Origin of the sequence: Mesorhizobium sp. B2-2-4 (genome assembly GCF_006442375.1) — a bacterium.
In the GTDB taxonomy this organism is placed as follows: Bacteria; Pseudomonadota; Alphaproteobacteria; order Rhizobiales; family Rhizobiaceae; genus Mesorhizobium.
This window is the reverse complement of sequence record NZ_VFWB01000004.1, coordinates 419,196-432,379: the sequence shown is the minus strand read 5'-3', so window position 1 is coordinate 432,379 and position 13,184 is coordinate 419,196. Positions and strand designations below refer to the sequence as shown.

Sequence of the window (13,184 nt, the reverse complement as noted above, 5' to 3'; positions counted from 1 at the left end):
TTGCGATGAAGCTCGACAAGATCGACATCAAGATCTTATCCCAACTGCAAAAGAACGGGCGGGTCACCAACGTCGAGCTTGCCGACCTGGTCAACCTCTCGCCGAGCCCTTGCCTGATGCGGGTGAAAAAGCTTCAGGCGGAAGGCTTCATTACCGGCTATTCCGCCCAGATCGATGTGTCCAAGCTCGGACAGACTCTAACGATCTTCACCGAGGTCACGCTCAAGCACCATCAACAAAACGACTTCGCGAGGTTTCTCACAGCCGTTCAGAAAGTGGATTCCGTCATCGAATGCCATCTGATTTCGGGCGGGTATGATTATCTTGTGAAGTTCGTCACAGCGGGCATAAGCGAGTATCAGACGATCATGGAGCGCATGCTCGAACTGGATATCGGGATCGACAAATATTTCAGCTTCGTCGTGCTGAAGTCACCGATCGTAAAATCCCATTTGCCTCTCGATGTCATTTTCGACAAATGAAAAGCCGCTCCGCGGTCTGAACACCTGGAGCGCGCGCCGGTGTTTTCTTCTGCTGAGGTCCCATAGCTGCAAATTGCTTGGCACCTGGCGGAATGCGGCACCACCCTGAGGGTTTGCTTCGTCCCCGCTCGGCGTCTGCCGCCTGGACGGGGGAGCTCCGGCGATGGCGAGGATCAGCCCTTCATCGCCGCCCGCACATCCTTGTCTTCGAGGGTTTGATCCAGCGTCATCCGGGTGCGTTCCAGGATACCATCGATTTCGTCGTCCGTGCAGCAGAGCGGTGGTGCAAAGCCGAGAATGCCGCTGTTGAAGGCGCGAATGACAAGGCCATTCTCCCAAGCGCGGTCGAAGATGCGGCGTCCCGGATCTGCCGCCGCCGGCAGCGGCGTTTTGCGCGCCTTGTCGGTCACCAGTTCGACCGCGGCCAGCATGCCGCGACCGCGAATATCGCCAACCAGCGGGTGATCGGCGAGCGAGCGGAGGCCCTTCATCAGGCGCCTCCCGGCCTTCCGGCCGTTCTCGAGCAAGCCATCTTCATAGAGACGCAGGCATTCCAGCCCGACCGCCGCGCTCACCGGATGGGCTGAGTAGGTATAGCCGTGGCCGACAGCCGTTTTGCCGGCCCCGTCCGCGATCGTATTGTAAACATGGTCGGTCATGAAGACGGCGCCCATCGGCACGTAGCCCGACGTCAGTCCTTTTGCCGTGGTCATCAAATCCGGCACGACCTCGTCTTCCTCACATGCGAACAGGGGCCCGGTGCGGCCGAAGGCGGTGATGACTTCGTCGGCAACGAACAAGACGTCGTGTTCTTTGCACACGGCGTGCAGTGCCTTCAGCCAGCCTGCCGGTGGAACCAGGACACCGCCCGAACCCTGGATGGGTTCGGCGTAGAAGGCCGCGACGCGATCAGCACCCAGTTCGGCGATCTTGTCCCGCAGTGCCGCGACCGATGCGTTGATGATCGCCTGCGGGTCGGAACCGACCGGATTGCGATAGGCGTAGTGCGAAGGTATCTTGTGCTGCCAGTCGTAAGGCACGCCGAAGCCAGCATGGAAAGCCGGAAGCGCGGTCAGACCTGCGCCAACCGTAGAGGATCCATGGTAGCCATACTCGACCGAGATAAACTGGTCTTTTCGCGGCGTCCCCTTGGCATGGTAGTAATAGCGAACGAAACGGATCGTGCTGTCAATCGCGTCGGAACCGCCCAGCGTGAAATAGACATGGTTCAGATCGCCAGGCGCCAGTTCGGCAAGGCGCGCTGCGAGACGAATGGCGGGCTCAGATCCTAGCCCGAAATATCCTGTCGCATAAGGAAGCTCTCTTAGCTGCTTCGCCGCTGCTTCGACGACGCTTTCTTGCCCGTATCCGATGTTGACACACCAGAGACCCGCGAACCCGTCCAGCAAGGTTTTCCCGCTTGCCTCGGTCACCGTTGCGCCCTTGGCGGATTTGAGCACCCGCACGCCCGTTTCTTCATGGCTCCGATAGCTTGAAAATGGGTGAACCAGATGTGCACGATCGAGTTCGATCAATGAGTTGGCCAGCATTTCTTCCTCCGATTCAGCCTAGCGCCTGACTAACGAGCGCATAAGTTTGGTGTGACCTGATTTCGACCTTCGGCTCGTCTGCGGTTCGTCGCATCGTGATGCCACCGCCGACGTGGGCCAGCCCGCGACGGGTGAGCCACTCGCCGAGAGCCGTGGATTCGTCGGTGTCGATACGGACAAACTCGCCCGCACTGTCGGCCAGCAGGAAGTCGATCAGGCATCTCGCTTCGTGAAGCTTCCTCCCCACCACCGGCCCAATCACCAGCCCTCGGCCAAACCGACGAACTGCGGCAAACGCCTGAACATTGCCTTCATCGCGAACGACGGCGAACTTCGCGCGCTCGCGCAACGAGCGCATGAGCGCCGACCGGTCATGACCAAACGCCGCGCGATCCAGAGCAACAAGGCGCGCGTGGTCGCCGTCCTTGCCCCATGACACATGTGCCGGTGCGTCTACAGACGGCGCCAGGCCCTGGTGTTGCACGATCTTGCCGGTCGCGACGAATCCCAGCTTCTCGTAGAGCGCGAGCCCTTCCTGCGTCGCCACCAAATAGCAGGTGCGCCCGCCTGCCTTGGCAAGCGCCTCCTCCATCAGCTTGCGACCGAGCCCGCGACCACGCATTGCGGCATCGACAATGACCATGTTGACGGTGGCGGCATCGTCGCCATAGGGCGTCATCAAGATCGTCCCCACCACTCGTCCTTCCTCCTGGACAACGACGCCTTGGCTGAGCGATTGCATCAGTTCCCAGTCTTCACGACGGTGCGGCCATCCAACATGACGTGACAATTCGAGAGCATCCCTCAGATGCGCGAATGTCATCGTTTCCAGCGTAATTTGCTGCGTGGTCATGGTTCAGTCCGGGCCTGAATTCTCTGAGCTCAAGGTAGGCTGCCGCAGACAGCAGTTCCTTCCGACCAGGAGCTGAGCGATAGGTGTTTTGACTTTCCTTTGCCGCCGGCGCCGCATGTTATGCGGACGGACAGCGGGCCGATCGCGCTCCCCTCGCAGACCGAAACGGTCTCGGGCGCAACTCTCTGCCAAGGCTCTACCGCGATACGAAACAATCTGCTTCGGGGCGCATCGAATGCGGCGACTCGTCTTGTTCGGCTCTCATTATGATCCTCGCTGTTAAAGGCACGCAGTGCCGAAAGATTGGAAGGATCGACGCCCATGACCCAGTTCAGACCGAAATACATCATTTTCGACTGCTACGGCACGCTGACCAACTTCGACATGGCCGGCGCGGCGCGACGCGTTTATGGCGCGCGACTATCCGCAACCGTGATGGCGCAGTTCATCAAGGACTTCTCGGCCTATCGTCTCGATGAGGTTCTTGGCGCCTGGAAGCCCTACAGCGAGGTCGTGCACAATTCCGTGGAGCGCGCCTGCAAGCGCAACAATGTGACGTTCCGGCCTGAGGACGCCCAGCGCATCTATGCGGAAATCCCGACATGGGGTCCGCACCCGGATGTACCGGCGGGGCTGGCCAAGGTCGCCAAGGAGATTCCGCTGGTGATCCTGTCGAACTCCATGAAGAGCCTGATCATGTCGAACGTGGAGAAACTCGGCGCACCTTTCCACATGGTCATCACGGCCGAGGAGACCGGCGCCTACAAGCCGCATATGAAGGGCTTCGAGTATATGTTCGACAAGCTCGGCTGCGGCCCGGAAGCCGTTACGCATGTGTCGTCCTCGTTCCGCTACGATCTCATGACCGCCTATGATCTTGGCATCAAGAGCAAGGTCTGGGTGAATCGCGGCCACGAGCCCGCGAACCCCTTCTACGAATACACCGAGATCAAGGACATCGGCGGTCTGGCCGGCGCCGTCGGGCTGGAGCCCGTTCGTGAATTCGCCTGAACGTCTGTTGTTAGTGCAGTCGCGCCAGGCTGATACCCTCCCACCACGTTAATGATCACTGGTCGCAATACGGAGAAAGGGGCGGTTTTCACCGCCCCTTTCTTGTTGTTCCAACACTTTGGAAGCTGCAGGTGTCTCCACCTGCTTGCAAGACAACTAGTTAAGTCCGCCAACATGAAGCGTCTTGACCTCGAGATATTCCTCGATGCCGAGCTGCGATCCTTCGCGCCCCACCCCTGACTGCTTGACACCGCCGAAAGGCGCAACCTCGGTCGAGATGAGGCCGGTGTTGAGCCCGACCATGCCGAACTCCAGCGCCTCGGCCACACGCCACGAGCGCTTGAGGTTCTCCGTATAGAAATAGGCAGCAAGGCCAAATGGCGTACCGTTCGCGATCGCGATAGCCTCTTCCTCCGTCTCGAAGCGAAAAAGCGGCGCCACCGGACCGAACGTCTCTTCCGATGCCAGCAGCATCTCGGTCGTAGCCTCTCCCAGCACGACGGGCCGTGCATATTGCTTGCCGTCCGGCACTGTCTCGCTCTGGGCGATGATCCGCGCGCCTTTCGCCTGTGCATCCGCGATATGACGCTCGATCTTGTCGATCGCGGCCGCGTTGATCATCGGGCCGATCTCAGTGCCGTCATCGGTCCCTGCGCCAACCTTCATCCCCGCTACGCGCTGGCTCAGCTTTTCGGCAAAAGCGTCGTAAACGCCCGCTTGCACCAGAATCCGGTTCGCGCAAACGCAGGTTTGACCCCCATTGCGGAACTTGGATGCGATCACCCCCTCGACTGCATTGCCCAGATCGGCGTCGTCAAACACGATAAAGGGCGCGTTGCCGCCGAGCTCGAGGCTGAGCCGCTTGATGCTATCGGCCGCGCCACGCATGAGCAGCGCTCCTACGCGGGTCGAGCCGGTGAACGAGATCTTGCGCACCGTCTCGTTGGCCATCAGTTCGTTGCCGATTTCGGTGGGCATGCCGGTGACAATGTTGATCACCCCGGCCGGAATACCTGCCCGTTCCGCCAGAACGCCGAGCGCCAGCGCCGAGAATGGCGTGAATTCCGACGGCTTAATGACAACCGTACAACCCGCGGCCAGCGCCGGCGCCACCTTGCGCGTGATCATCGCGTTGGGGAAATTCCATGGCGTGACGATGGCACAGACGCCGACGGCCTCCTTCAGCACCAGAATGCGGCGCTCGGGCGTTGGCGACGGAATGGTCGAGCCACCGATCCGGCGTGCTTCTTCGGCGAACCATTTCACGAAGGAGGCGCCATAGCGGATTTCACCGCGTGCCTCCGCCAGAGGCTTGCCCTGTTCCAGCGTCAGCAGCAACGCCAGGTCCTCTTCATTTTCCCGTATCAGGCTGTGCCAGCGTTCCAGAAGCGCTCCGCGTTCGGCATGGGTCCTGGCCTTCCAGTCCTTGAACGCCGCCTGGGCTGCATCTATTGCAGCCCTTGTCTCATCTCGGCCCATGTCGGGCACGGTTCCAAGCACCTCCAGACTGGCCGGATCGGTCACATCGACAGTCGCGTTGCTGTACGCATGCTGCCAGACATCGCCAATCAGCCCCCGCTGGCGAAACAGATCCCCATCTTTCAGGAAACCAATCTTCGTAATTGCGTTCATGGTCTTTTCCTCTGCTCTTTCAGCTTAGTCCTGCCAGCACGGCCCGCGTGATTGCTTCAGTGCTGTCCTTACCCGCAATCGTGCCTATTCCGCGTGCGGTTGCGGACTCGATTGCCGACATCACTTCGGCCGCGGCCTGCTCCTCGCCCAGATGCCCGAGCATCATGGCGCCGGACCAGATCGCGGCGATCGGATTGGCGATGCCGAGATGCGCGATATCAGGTGCCGAACCATGGACAGGCTCGAACATGGAGGGCGCGCTGCGATCGGGATTGATATTGGCGGAGGCGGCGTAACCGAGTCCGCCCTGGATGGCCGCTCCAATATCGGTGAGGATGTCGCCAAAAAGGTTCGAGGCGACGATCACGTCGAGGCTTTCAGGCGCCAGCACCATGCGGGCGGCAATGGCGTCGACGTGGTAGGGCGAGACCTCCACATCGGCATAGTCTTTCGCGACCTCGCGCGTGACCTCATCCCAGAAAACCATGGAATGTCTCTGCGCGTTGGATTTGGTGACGGATGCGAGCTGCTTACGACGCGTCCGCGCCTGTTCGAAACCGAAACGGAGGATTCTTTCGACGCCCTCACGCGTGAAGATTGCCGTCTCGATCGCGACCTCTTTGGTCGTACCGGAATGAATGCGCCCACCGGCGCCGCAATATTCGCCTTCCGTGTTCTCGCGGATGCACAGTATATCGAAACCCTCACGACGAAGGGGGCCCTGAACGCCTGGCAACAGCCTGTGCGGCCGTATGTTGGCATACTGCGTGAATCCTTTGCGGATTGGCAGGAGCAGTCCGTGAAGCGATACGGAGTCGGCCACCTTCGCTGGCCATCCCACAGCGCCGAGGTAAATCGCATCGAACTTCCGCAGCATCTCGACGCCGTCAGGCGGCATCATCGCACCGGTTTCCAGATAGTAGGCGCACGACCATGGAAATTTCGTAGGATCAAGGGCGAAACCGCCTCGCTTTGCCGCCGCCTGCAGCACCTGCCATCCCGCCTCGGTCACATCCTTGCCGATGCCGTCGCCGGGAATAAGCGCTATCGTGTAAGCCTTCATTGAGATCCTCCTGGAGACCGATGGGCACCGAAGGTCGCAGCTTGCTCAACACGGCAGCGACATTCGGCATCTCGTACCTGGTTTCATCGGAACAATAGTCGACAGCACGCCGCATTTTTCGCCGAGAATGAGCCGCCCGGCCGCGTCGAATCGCGTCGGGCGGAACCTGGAAAGTCGATTGTTCTGGAACCGCCGCGCGGACTATTCGGCCGGACCTTGAGCGTTGAGCTCAGTCGTAAACGCTGACGTAGATCTTGCGCACGGTTTCGATCGTGCGCCAGACGCCGACAAAGCCGGGCTTCATCACGAAACTGTCTCCGGTACGGTAAGTCTTGGTCTCACCGCCCTTCTCCTCGATCTCGACGAGACCCGAAACGATGTGGCAGAATTCGCAGGTAGTGCCCTTGATAGAATGCGTCTCGCCGGGCGTCGCCTCCCAGACGCCGGTCAGGACCTTCTCGCCTTTCGAGGCATCCTGCGCCCACGTCTTGAAGGATGGATTGCCCGAAATTAGCCGCTCTGGAGCCGGTAATGCCTGCTTCGGCGCGAAGGCTGGATCTGTGTCGATCGTGATCAGAAGTGACATGTCATGTTTCCCTGTTAGTAGCCGAGTGTCCGATCGACGAGGCCGATCAGTTCTTCCCCGGCGCGGTGGCGCCGGATATTGTCCACGACGGATTGCGCCGCGGAATCTGCTTGCGTTATGGAAGCGATGTGCGGCGTGATCGCCACCTTCGGGTGCCGCCAGAGCGGATGGCCGTCCGGCAGCGGCTCGGGATCGGTGACATCGAGCATTGCGGCATCAAGGTGCCCGCTATCGAGAGCCTGAAGCAGGGCGGTTTGGTCTAACTGCGGCCCGCGGCCGACATGCAGCAGCCTCGCCCCGGCCGGCAGCAGGGAAAAGAGTTCCGCATCGAGAATGCCACGGGTTTCCTCCGTCAGCGGCAGCAGGCAAACGAGAATATCCGTCCGTGCGAGGAAACCGGCAAGCTGATCCGCTCCATAGAAGCAGGTGACGCCGTCGATCTCCTTCCTGCTTCGGCTCCAGGCAGCGAGGGGAAAGCGAAACGGCAGCAATCGCTCGATAGCCGCCTGCGCCAGCATGCCGAGGCCGAGAAAGCCCACGCGGCGCTCGGCGGCTTGCGGAGCGGCAAGACCGAGCCACGACTGGCGCTTCTGCTGTTCACGATACGCCACCATATCCCGGTGGAGATTCAGCACGCCGAGAACGACATATTCCTGCATCATGCGAATGATGCCGTCCTCGACCATGCGCACCAGCTTCACCTCCTGAGGCAGGCTTTCACGCTTGAACTGGTCGACGCCGGCGCCAAGCGAAAACAGCACTTCGAGATTGCGATAGCGCGCGATGTCATCTGGTGCCGTCCAAGTCAGGAGGTAGCGCACCTTCTCCGGGTCGACACATTCGCTGCTGTGGAACAATTCGACGTCCGGGAGCTCGCGTGCGAAAACCTTGCGGAAGACTGCTGCGCGCACCGGGTCGGAATTGAAAAGAAAAGCCATGAAACCGCCCTCTCCCGCTATACGGCAAGGCGCTTGCCGAGACGCTCGATCATGCTCTGGCAGGCAACAAGTTCGCCGATCTCAATATATTCGTTGGCACGATGAGCCCGGCTGATATCGCCGGGACCGCAGATGATCGCGTCGATGCCGGCCTGCTGATAGAGACCAGCCTCCGTGCCGTAGCTCACCGCAGACAGAGGCTCCCGCCCCGTCAACTCGGTCAGAAGGGCTGCCAAACCACTCTCCTGCGGGAGCGAAAGCCCCGGATACGCGCTCAGCTCATGCCACGCCACGTCAAAGCCGCTGTCACCGAGCGCGATTAGCTGGGCCTTTACCGGCTCAAGCAATGATGATGGGGAAACACCAGGCACGGCACGGACCTCGATATCGGCGGTGCAGCGATCAGGGATGATGTTGACGGCTTGGCCGCCAGCGATGACACCAACCTGCAATGACGAGTATGGAGGCGCGAAATCCGTGTCGAACGGCCCATCCGCGAGGGTCTGACCATAGGCCACGATCTGCGTGACGAGACCTGACATTGCATGCACGGCATTCAGTCCCAGCTCGGGCCGTGAAGAATGGCCGGACCGTCCTATCACCTCGAGCCGCGCGGCCGCCTTGCCTTTGTGCCCCCGCACGGCTTCCATCCGGCTCGGCTCACCGATAATCGCGCCAAGCGGCTTCTCGCACAGGCTTGGCAGGGCGGCGATGAGATGCGGCACACCACGGGCACCCGCCTCCTCGTCATAGGAGAATGCGAGATGAATGGGCCGCTGCAAGTTCGTCGCCGCAAGCCGCGGCAGCGCGGCCAGCACGCAGGCAAGAAAGCCCTTCATGTCGGAGGTGCCCCGGCCATGAAGCCTGGCGCCATCGTGGCGCAGAACAAAGGGATCCGAGTTCCATTCCCGCTCACCGGCCGGCACGACATCCAGGTGGCCCGACAAGATGTAGCCGCAGGCCCGCCGCGGCCCGATCGTGACAAACAGGTTGGACCGGTCGCCTTCGGGGCCGCAAAGGACGGTCGTTTCTGCTCCGGCCGCCTCGCAATATTCACGCACCCAGTCGACGATCGCGCCGTTGGGCGAGCCCACGACCGAGGGGAACGCGATCAGCGTCGCTAGAATTTCTTCGACATTCACCGGGCGCCGCTCCACTCGCACTTCGCTGGATGCGACAAGTGTGGCAGCAGGCGAGAGCATTCCGTGCCGAATGAAGCTATGCTTTGGCCGAAGATTTCGAATATTGGCCCGGAACCAGCGAAACCTGCTGGCTTTCGGGTGCAATCATAAGGCAAAGACGGCTGCGGCACCGTCAGCGACGACAGGACGTGCTCGCGAGTTGGATATAAGGAGCAGGTCGACTGAAATGCAGAGATCAGTGCGCCTGAAGTCTTTCGAACTGGTCGCGCGGGACATCGATGATGTTGACGTCGAGTTGCTGCACGCGCTGTCGATCTCAGTCCGCTGGCCGCATCGGCCAAAGGACTGGGATCTTCTGCGCCGTGCCGGCCGCGGCATTGTTGCCGTAGACGGCATTGGCCGGGTTTTCGGCAGCGCGATGTGGTTTCCGCAAGGGGACGATTTCGCCACCATCGGCGTAGTCATCACAACGCCCCGCACACAAGCGCAAGGAGGCGGCCGATGGCTCATGGACCAAGTGCTCGAGCAGTGTGGCGATCGCAATTTGGCGCTCAACGCCACCCATGCCGCCTATCCTCTCTATGTCTCACTTGGCTTCACGAGCGAGGGGATCGTATATATGCGCCAAGGAGAGGTTCCGCCGGCACTCCCTGCCCTGCCTGATTTGGAAGGTGAATTGCAGACGCTGCCGAGCGACAGGCTGAATGAGATCATCGAGCTGGATACGCGCGCGTTTGGCACAAACCGCGAGAGGCTGCTCGCATTGCTCTCAGCGGATGCCTCGATCTGCACTTTGAGCCGTGGCGGCGAGATCGTCGGCTACTCCATGTGTCGCGAGTTCGGGCGTGGCTACGTGATCGGCCCGATGGTCGCGCGCAGCGATCTGGACGCGGTCCATCTCACAGCCGTCCATCTGAGAAATCTTGCAGGACGCTTCGTCCGAGTCGATACCCGGGAGAAGGATGGCATGTTTGCCGCGTTTCTCGAGCAGTGCGGCCTTGGCATTGCCGAGACCGTTACGACAATGTCCAAAGGGCGTCGCTTCCTGAACCGGGAAGAAAACGGAGCGTGGGTTTATGGATTGGCTGGCCACGCATTGAGCTGACTGCGGCACCACAATGCGACCGAAAGGCGCCACTGCAGATTGTGGCAGTGCGGTTTCCACGACTATGCCTTCGTAGTGGCATTTCTGGGTTACCCGTTCCCTTGAAGATATCTTCGGTGTGGCCCATCCGCCATCAATCACTCTCGCATTGTTGCGAAAGGCAGCAAGCAGGCCGCCCTTCCCTCAGCCTCCGGATCGCAGCCGTCTAGGGGCTCCGTGACAACATCAGGCATCCTTTGGAAGCACCTGAAGGACCCGTGCGATGAACATATGGAACTCGGCCATGTAGTTGCGCAAGAACTCCTGCGTGGATTCGACTGTGACTTCGCCGCCGTCCGTGATCAGGCCCGGCGTGAACTGGATGTAGGCTTCCGGAGCGTTCATCTGCGGGGAGTTGCAGAAGCTCAGCACGCTGCGCAGGCTCTGCTGGGCCACGGCGGTCCCTATGGTTCCGGGCGAGGTCCCAATGACAGCTGAGGGCTTGCGGGCGAACGAGTTCTTGCCATAAGGGCGGCTGGCCCAGTCGATTGCGTTCTTCAACCCACCTGGGATCGAGCGGTTATACTCGGGCGTTATGAAAAGGACTGCCTCCACCGCGGCGATAGAGTCTTTGAAAGCGCGCGCGACAGGTGGAAACTCAGCATCGTAGTCGTAGCTGTAGAGCGGCAAATCCTTGAACGAAATCTCCGACATTTCAAGCTCTGGTGGAGCAAGCTGCACAAGCGCTTTCGCAAGCTTGCGATTGATCCCCTGCATGACGCTATGGCAAAAACATCGTTCAGCAGCTTCGTGCAGTCAAGCGCCTACGACACCAATGTAGAGCGCGGGCACTCTCGTGATGTCGCCGCTGGGGATATGTTGCCGCAGAACAGAGTTCACTTGAGCCCAGTGTCCGCCGAAGACAATCGAAGCGTATTCAGCGACAACATGGCGCCAGGGTTTACGACGGCGGTACGTGGCCGGACTGTGTGCGCCATCGGTGTTGGTGCCTAAGTACAATAGGTCCGAGAATCCCTCAGTCGGATGAAGTGAGTTCGTGAACTAAAAAAGGCCGGACTGATAAGCCCGGCCAGGTTTGAAGATAAATACCTCCTGAGGGGAACGCGTCGACGTATGGGGGAAACTCTCGACGCAACACCTATGTGGGACGTGTAGCTTCTCTTACAACGACAGGGTGGTGGACCACAATCGCTGCTCCGTCGAGCCAGGGACGCAAAGCTCGCTTTCGGTTGCCGAGCAGATGGGATAGGAACAGCGACTTCGCTTCTCGCTTCCCATAGATGCCGAGCGACGTCCGCCAGGCCCCGCGCGACGCGGTGGGGACTATCCAGGTCTATGTTTGTCTCTTCGACCACAAACGCCTGGACGGCCTCCTTGCGTCTGGGCTCATAACGGATCGCCGAGACGCAGGCATCGAGCGCCCCGCGGATCGTATGGCGCTGAACTTCGACCGTCTTCCATTTGCGATCGGCCGTCCTGGCCGTGGTTGCGCACTACGGGGCTAGTCAGCTTCGACCGTGCAATGGAGGCCAGCTTGATAACATGCCCACCCGCGTCACGCTCGTCCTCGCTGATGTGGCCGTTCGTCATCAGCCAAGCCAAGATCTGCGGTGCCGACATTGCCGTGGTCTTAGGTTGCTGGAGTTCGGCAATGTTGTCGTTTGCGGCTTCGAATGGATCCTGCGTCGGAGTCTCGTCGACCTGGCCGGCGCGGATGGCAGCGTGCATTAAGTGTCCTCGGTATGGTGGACTTGTGAGCAGTCGTATTTAGTGGTTTTCTAATTCAGCAACCTTGTACGGAAGGTGATCACATGGCGTCGCCTGTGTTTAAGATTGAGCTCGAGAGCGATGTCGAGTTCGGCGAGATGGTATCGTTGATGGGATGTTATAGTGACGAGGAATATAGGAGCCTTGTCCAACAGCGATGCAGTGATAGCCACCGTCGGGAAGTGCTCTTCCGAAACATCGCGTTCGTGGATGATGTCACGAATGCGTTCGCTCCATTGAATGCGAAAGTCGAACATGAGATCGCGGACGTCGAGTCTATCGTTAAGCGGAATAGGAAAGCGAACAAACTGTTTAACGAGATTGATCGGCTGGGTGGCTCTAGGGGCTTCGACGATCCTTTCGAGGAGACTTTCAAGTTCAGGGCTGAGCAGCACTTGAGTGGTCCCGAGTTTGCCGATCTAGCGAAAATCATCATCTCGAGCGGTGCCTTAGGAGCGGGAGGCGCCGCCGTTCTGAAAGCCACTAAAGACATTGTGATAAAGTGGCTCGACAACCGCGGAAAGAAGAAGGTGAAAATCTCGCTCGGCTCCGGGAAGTCGATCGAGATCGTAGGACCTATCAGCGACCGCAAAGTTTCCAAGATGCTGGGCTTTCTGCAGGAGGGGCTAGACGACATGCCGGAACCGGCACGGCCCAAGCTGGCTGGTGATCCAGATCCTCCAACCAAGCGGAGAGGTAAGGCTCCTCGATCGATCTGATCGCTCATTCAACGTTTCATTCCTTCTTCTGTGTCAACTTATCAACTTTTTGAACTTTTCCCAACGCCCGTACAGCAAAGGGGAAAGCCGTAGAAACCAGAATCTAAAACCAATGGGCAAGGTTCAATAGTAAGAGGTTTAAATATATTTTCTTCTCTATATGTATTATGTCTTTACGTTTCGTCATGTCACGCCTACTTTTCATACCGGCAAAGTTAGCAAAAAACTTCAAAAGTTCGAAGGCCATTTTTGCCACCCCGAACTTTTGAAGTTGTAGCCAACTTTTCGCGCCTCCAGAAGTTTGAAGGATGCTCGAGCGCCCGGCTTCGACCGACC

General features: G+C 59.6%; 13 protein-coding genes. 4 read left to right on the top strand and 9 right to left on the bottom strand.

Annotated features, from left to right (window positions below; all coding sequences use genetic code 11):
- Positions 1-5: 5 nt before the first annotated feature.
- Complete coding sequence (locus FJ959_RS13095; RefSeq protein ID WP_140499549.1) at positions 6-482, top strand: Lrp/AsnC family transcriptional regulator; 477 nt, start codon at positions 6-8, stop codon at positions 480-482.
- 173 nt (positions 483-655) lie between these two features.
- On the opposite strand, the gene FJ959_RS13090 is transcribed toward FJ959_RS13095, so the two are convergent.
- Positions 656-2,032: an aspartate aminotransferase family protein gene (locus FJ959_RS13090; protein WP_140630291.1), complete on the bottom strand. Its 1,377-nt coding sequence runs from the start codon at positions 2,030-2,032 to the stop codon at positions 656-658.
- A gap of 13 nt (positions 2,033-2,045) precedes the next feature.
- Complete coding sequence (locus FJ959_RS13085) at positions 2,046-2,885, bottom strand: GNAT family N-acetyltransferase (RefSeq protein WP_140581818.1); 840 nt, start codon at positions 2,883-2,885, stop codon at positions 2,046-2,048.
- Positions 2,886-3,206: 321 nt separating this feature from the next.
- Here FJ959_RS13085 and FJ959_RS13080 point away from each other — a divergent pair, with 321 nt between their 5' ends.
- Positions 3,207-3,896, top strand: coding sequence for a haloacid dehalogenase type II (locus FJ959_RS13080; protein WP_140499555.1), 690 nt, complete (start codon positions 3,207-3,209; stop codon positions 3,894-3,896).
- Positions 3,897-4,052: 156 nt separating this feature from the next.
- On the opposite strand, the gene FJ959_RS13075 is transcribed toward FJ959_RS13080, so the two are convergent.
- From FJ959_RS13075 to argE, 5 genes are all read right to left on the bottom strand, one after another.
- Positions 4,053-5,528 (bottom strand): NAD-dependent succinate-semialdehyde dehydrogenase, encoded by a 1,476-nt coding sequence (locus FJ959_RS13075; RefSeq protein WP_140581815.1) that lies wholly within the window; start codon positions 5,526-5,528, stop codon positions 4,053-4,055.
- A 19-nt stretch (positions 5,529-5,547) separates the two neighbouring features.
- A complete protein-coding gene (locus FJ959_RS13070; protein ID WP_140499559.1) occupies positions 5,548-6,591 on the bottom strand; it encodes a tartrate dehydrogenase in 1,044 nt (347 codons plus the stop codon).
- 229 nt (positions 6,592-6,820) lie between these two features.
- Positions 6,821-7,177 (bottom strand): cupin domain-containing protein, encoded by a 357-nt coding sequence (locus tag FJ959_RS13065; RefSeq protein WP_140499561.1) that lies wholly within the window; start codon positions 7,175-7,177, stop codon positions 6,821-6,823.
- A gap of 14 nt (positions 7,178-7,191) precedes the next feature.
- The gene (locus FJ959_RS13060) at positions 7,192-8,115 is read right to left on the bottom strand and encodes a glyoxylate/hydroxypyruvate reductase A (RefSeq protein WP_140581813.1); all 924 of its coding nucleotides are present in this window, start codon (positions 8,113-8,115) and stop codon (positions 7,192-7,194) included.
- Positions 8,116-8,132: 17 nt separating this feature from the next.
- Positions 8,133-9,257 carry an acetylornithine deacetylase gene (argE, locus tag FJ959_RS13055; RefSeq protein WP_140581810.1) on the bottom strand — a complete coding sequence of 375 codons (1,125 nt, stop codon included), beginning with the start codon at positions 9,255-9,257 and terminating at the stop codon, positions 8,133-8,135.
- Positions 9,258-9,483: 226 nt separating this feature from the next.
- Here argE and FJ959_RS13050 point away from each other — a divergent pair, with 226 nt between their 5' ends.
- Positions 9,484-10,362, top strand: a complete 879-nt coding sequence (locus FJ959_RS13050) for a GNAT family N-acetyltransferase (protein ID WP_140581808.1) — start codon at positions 9,484-9,486, stop codon at positions 10,360-10,362.
- 225 nt (positions 10,363-10,587) lie between these two features.
- On the opposite strand, the gene FJ959_RS13045 is transcribed toward FJ959_RS13050, so the two are convergent.
- Together FJ959_RS13045 and FJ959_RS13040 are read right to left on the bottom strand one after the other, a co-directional pair.
- On the bottom strand, positions 10,588-11,118 hold the full coding sequence (locus tag FJ959_RS13045) for an NADPH-dependent FMN reductase (protein ID WP_140559993.1): 531 nt from the start codon (positions 11,116-11,118) through the stop codon (positions 10,588-10,590).
- Between the two features lie 630 nt (positions 11,119-11,748).
- Entirely contained in the window at positions 11,749-12,090 is a 342-nt protein-coding gene (locus tag FJ959_RS13040; RefSeq protein WP_140581805.1) for a hypothetical protein, read from the bottom strand.
- Positions 12,091-12,173: 83 nt separating this feature from the next.
- On the opposite strand from FJ959_RS13040, the gene FJ959_RS13035 reads away from it, so the two are divergent.
- Positions 12,174-12,848 carry a hypothetical protein gene (locus FJ959_RS13035; RefSeq protein ID WP_140559995.1) on the top strand — a complete coding sequence of 225 codons (675 nt, stop codon included), beginning with the start codon at positions 12,174-12,176 and terminating at the stop codon, positions 12,846-12,848.
- Positions 12,849-13,184 lie beyond the last annotated feature (336 nt).

Bases quoted from the DNA above. Each gene is read 5' to 3' on its own strand.
- FJ959_RS13095 (WP_140499549.1), top strand. From the start codon at position 6: ATGAAGCTCGACAAGATCGACATCAAGATCTTATCCCAACTGCAAAAG.
- FJ959_RS13090 (WP_140630291.1), bottom strand. From the start codon at position 2,032: ATGCTGGCCAACTCATTGATCGAACTCGATCGTGCACATCTGGTTCAC.
- FJ959_RS13085 (WP_140581818.1), bottom strand. From the start codon at position 2,885: ATGACCACGCAGCAAATTACGCTGGAAACGATGACATTCGCGCATCTG.
- FJ959_RS13080 (WP_140499555.1), top strand. From the start codon at position 3,207: ATGACCCAGTTCAGACCGAAATACATCATTTTCGACTGCTACGGCACG.
- FJ959_RS13075 (WP_140581815.1), bottom strand. From the start codon at position 5,528: ATGAACGCAATTACGAAGATTGGTTTCCTGAAAGATGGGGATCTGTTT.
- FJ959_RS13070 (WP_140499559.1), bottom strand. From the start codon at position 6,591: ATGAAGGCTTACACGATAGCGCTTATTCCCGGCGACGGCATCGGCAAG.
- FJ959_RS13065 (WP_140499561.1), bottom strand. From the start codon at position 7,177: ATGTCACTTCTGATCACGATCGACACAGATCCAGCCTTCGCGCCGAAG.
- FJ959_RS13060 (WP_140581813.1), bottom strand. From the start codon at position 8,115: ATGGCTTTTCTTTTCAATTCCGACCCGGTGCGCGCAGCAGTCTTCCGC.
- FJ959_RS13050 (WP_140581808.1), top strand. From the start codon at position 9,484: ATGCAGAGATCAGTGCGCCTGAAGTCTTTCGAACTGGTCGCGCGGGAC.
- FJ959_RS13045 (WP_140559993.1), bottom strand. From the start codon at position 11,118: ATGCAGGGGATCAATCGCAAGCTTGCGAAAGCGCTTGTGCAGCTTGCT.
- FJ959_RS13040 (WP_140581805.1), bottom strand. From the start codon at position 12,090: ATGCACGCTGCCATCCGCGCCGGCCAGGTCGACGAGACTCCGACGCAG.
- FJ959_RS13035 (WP_140559995.1), top strand. From the start codon at position 12,174: ATGGCGTCGCCTGTGTTTAAGATTGAGCTCGAGAGCGATGTCGAGTTC.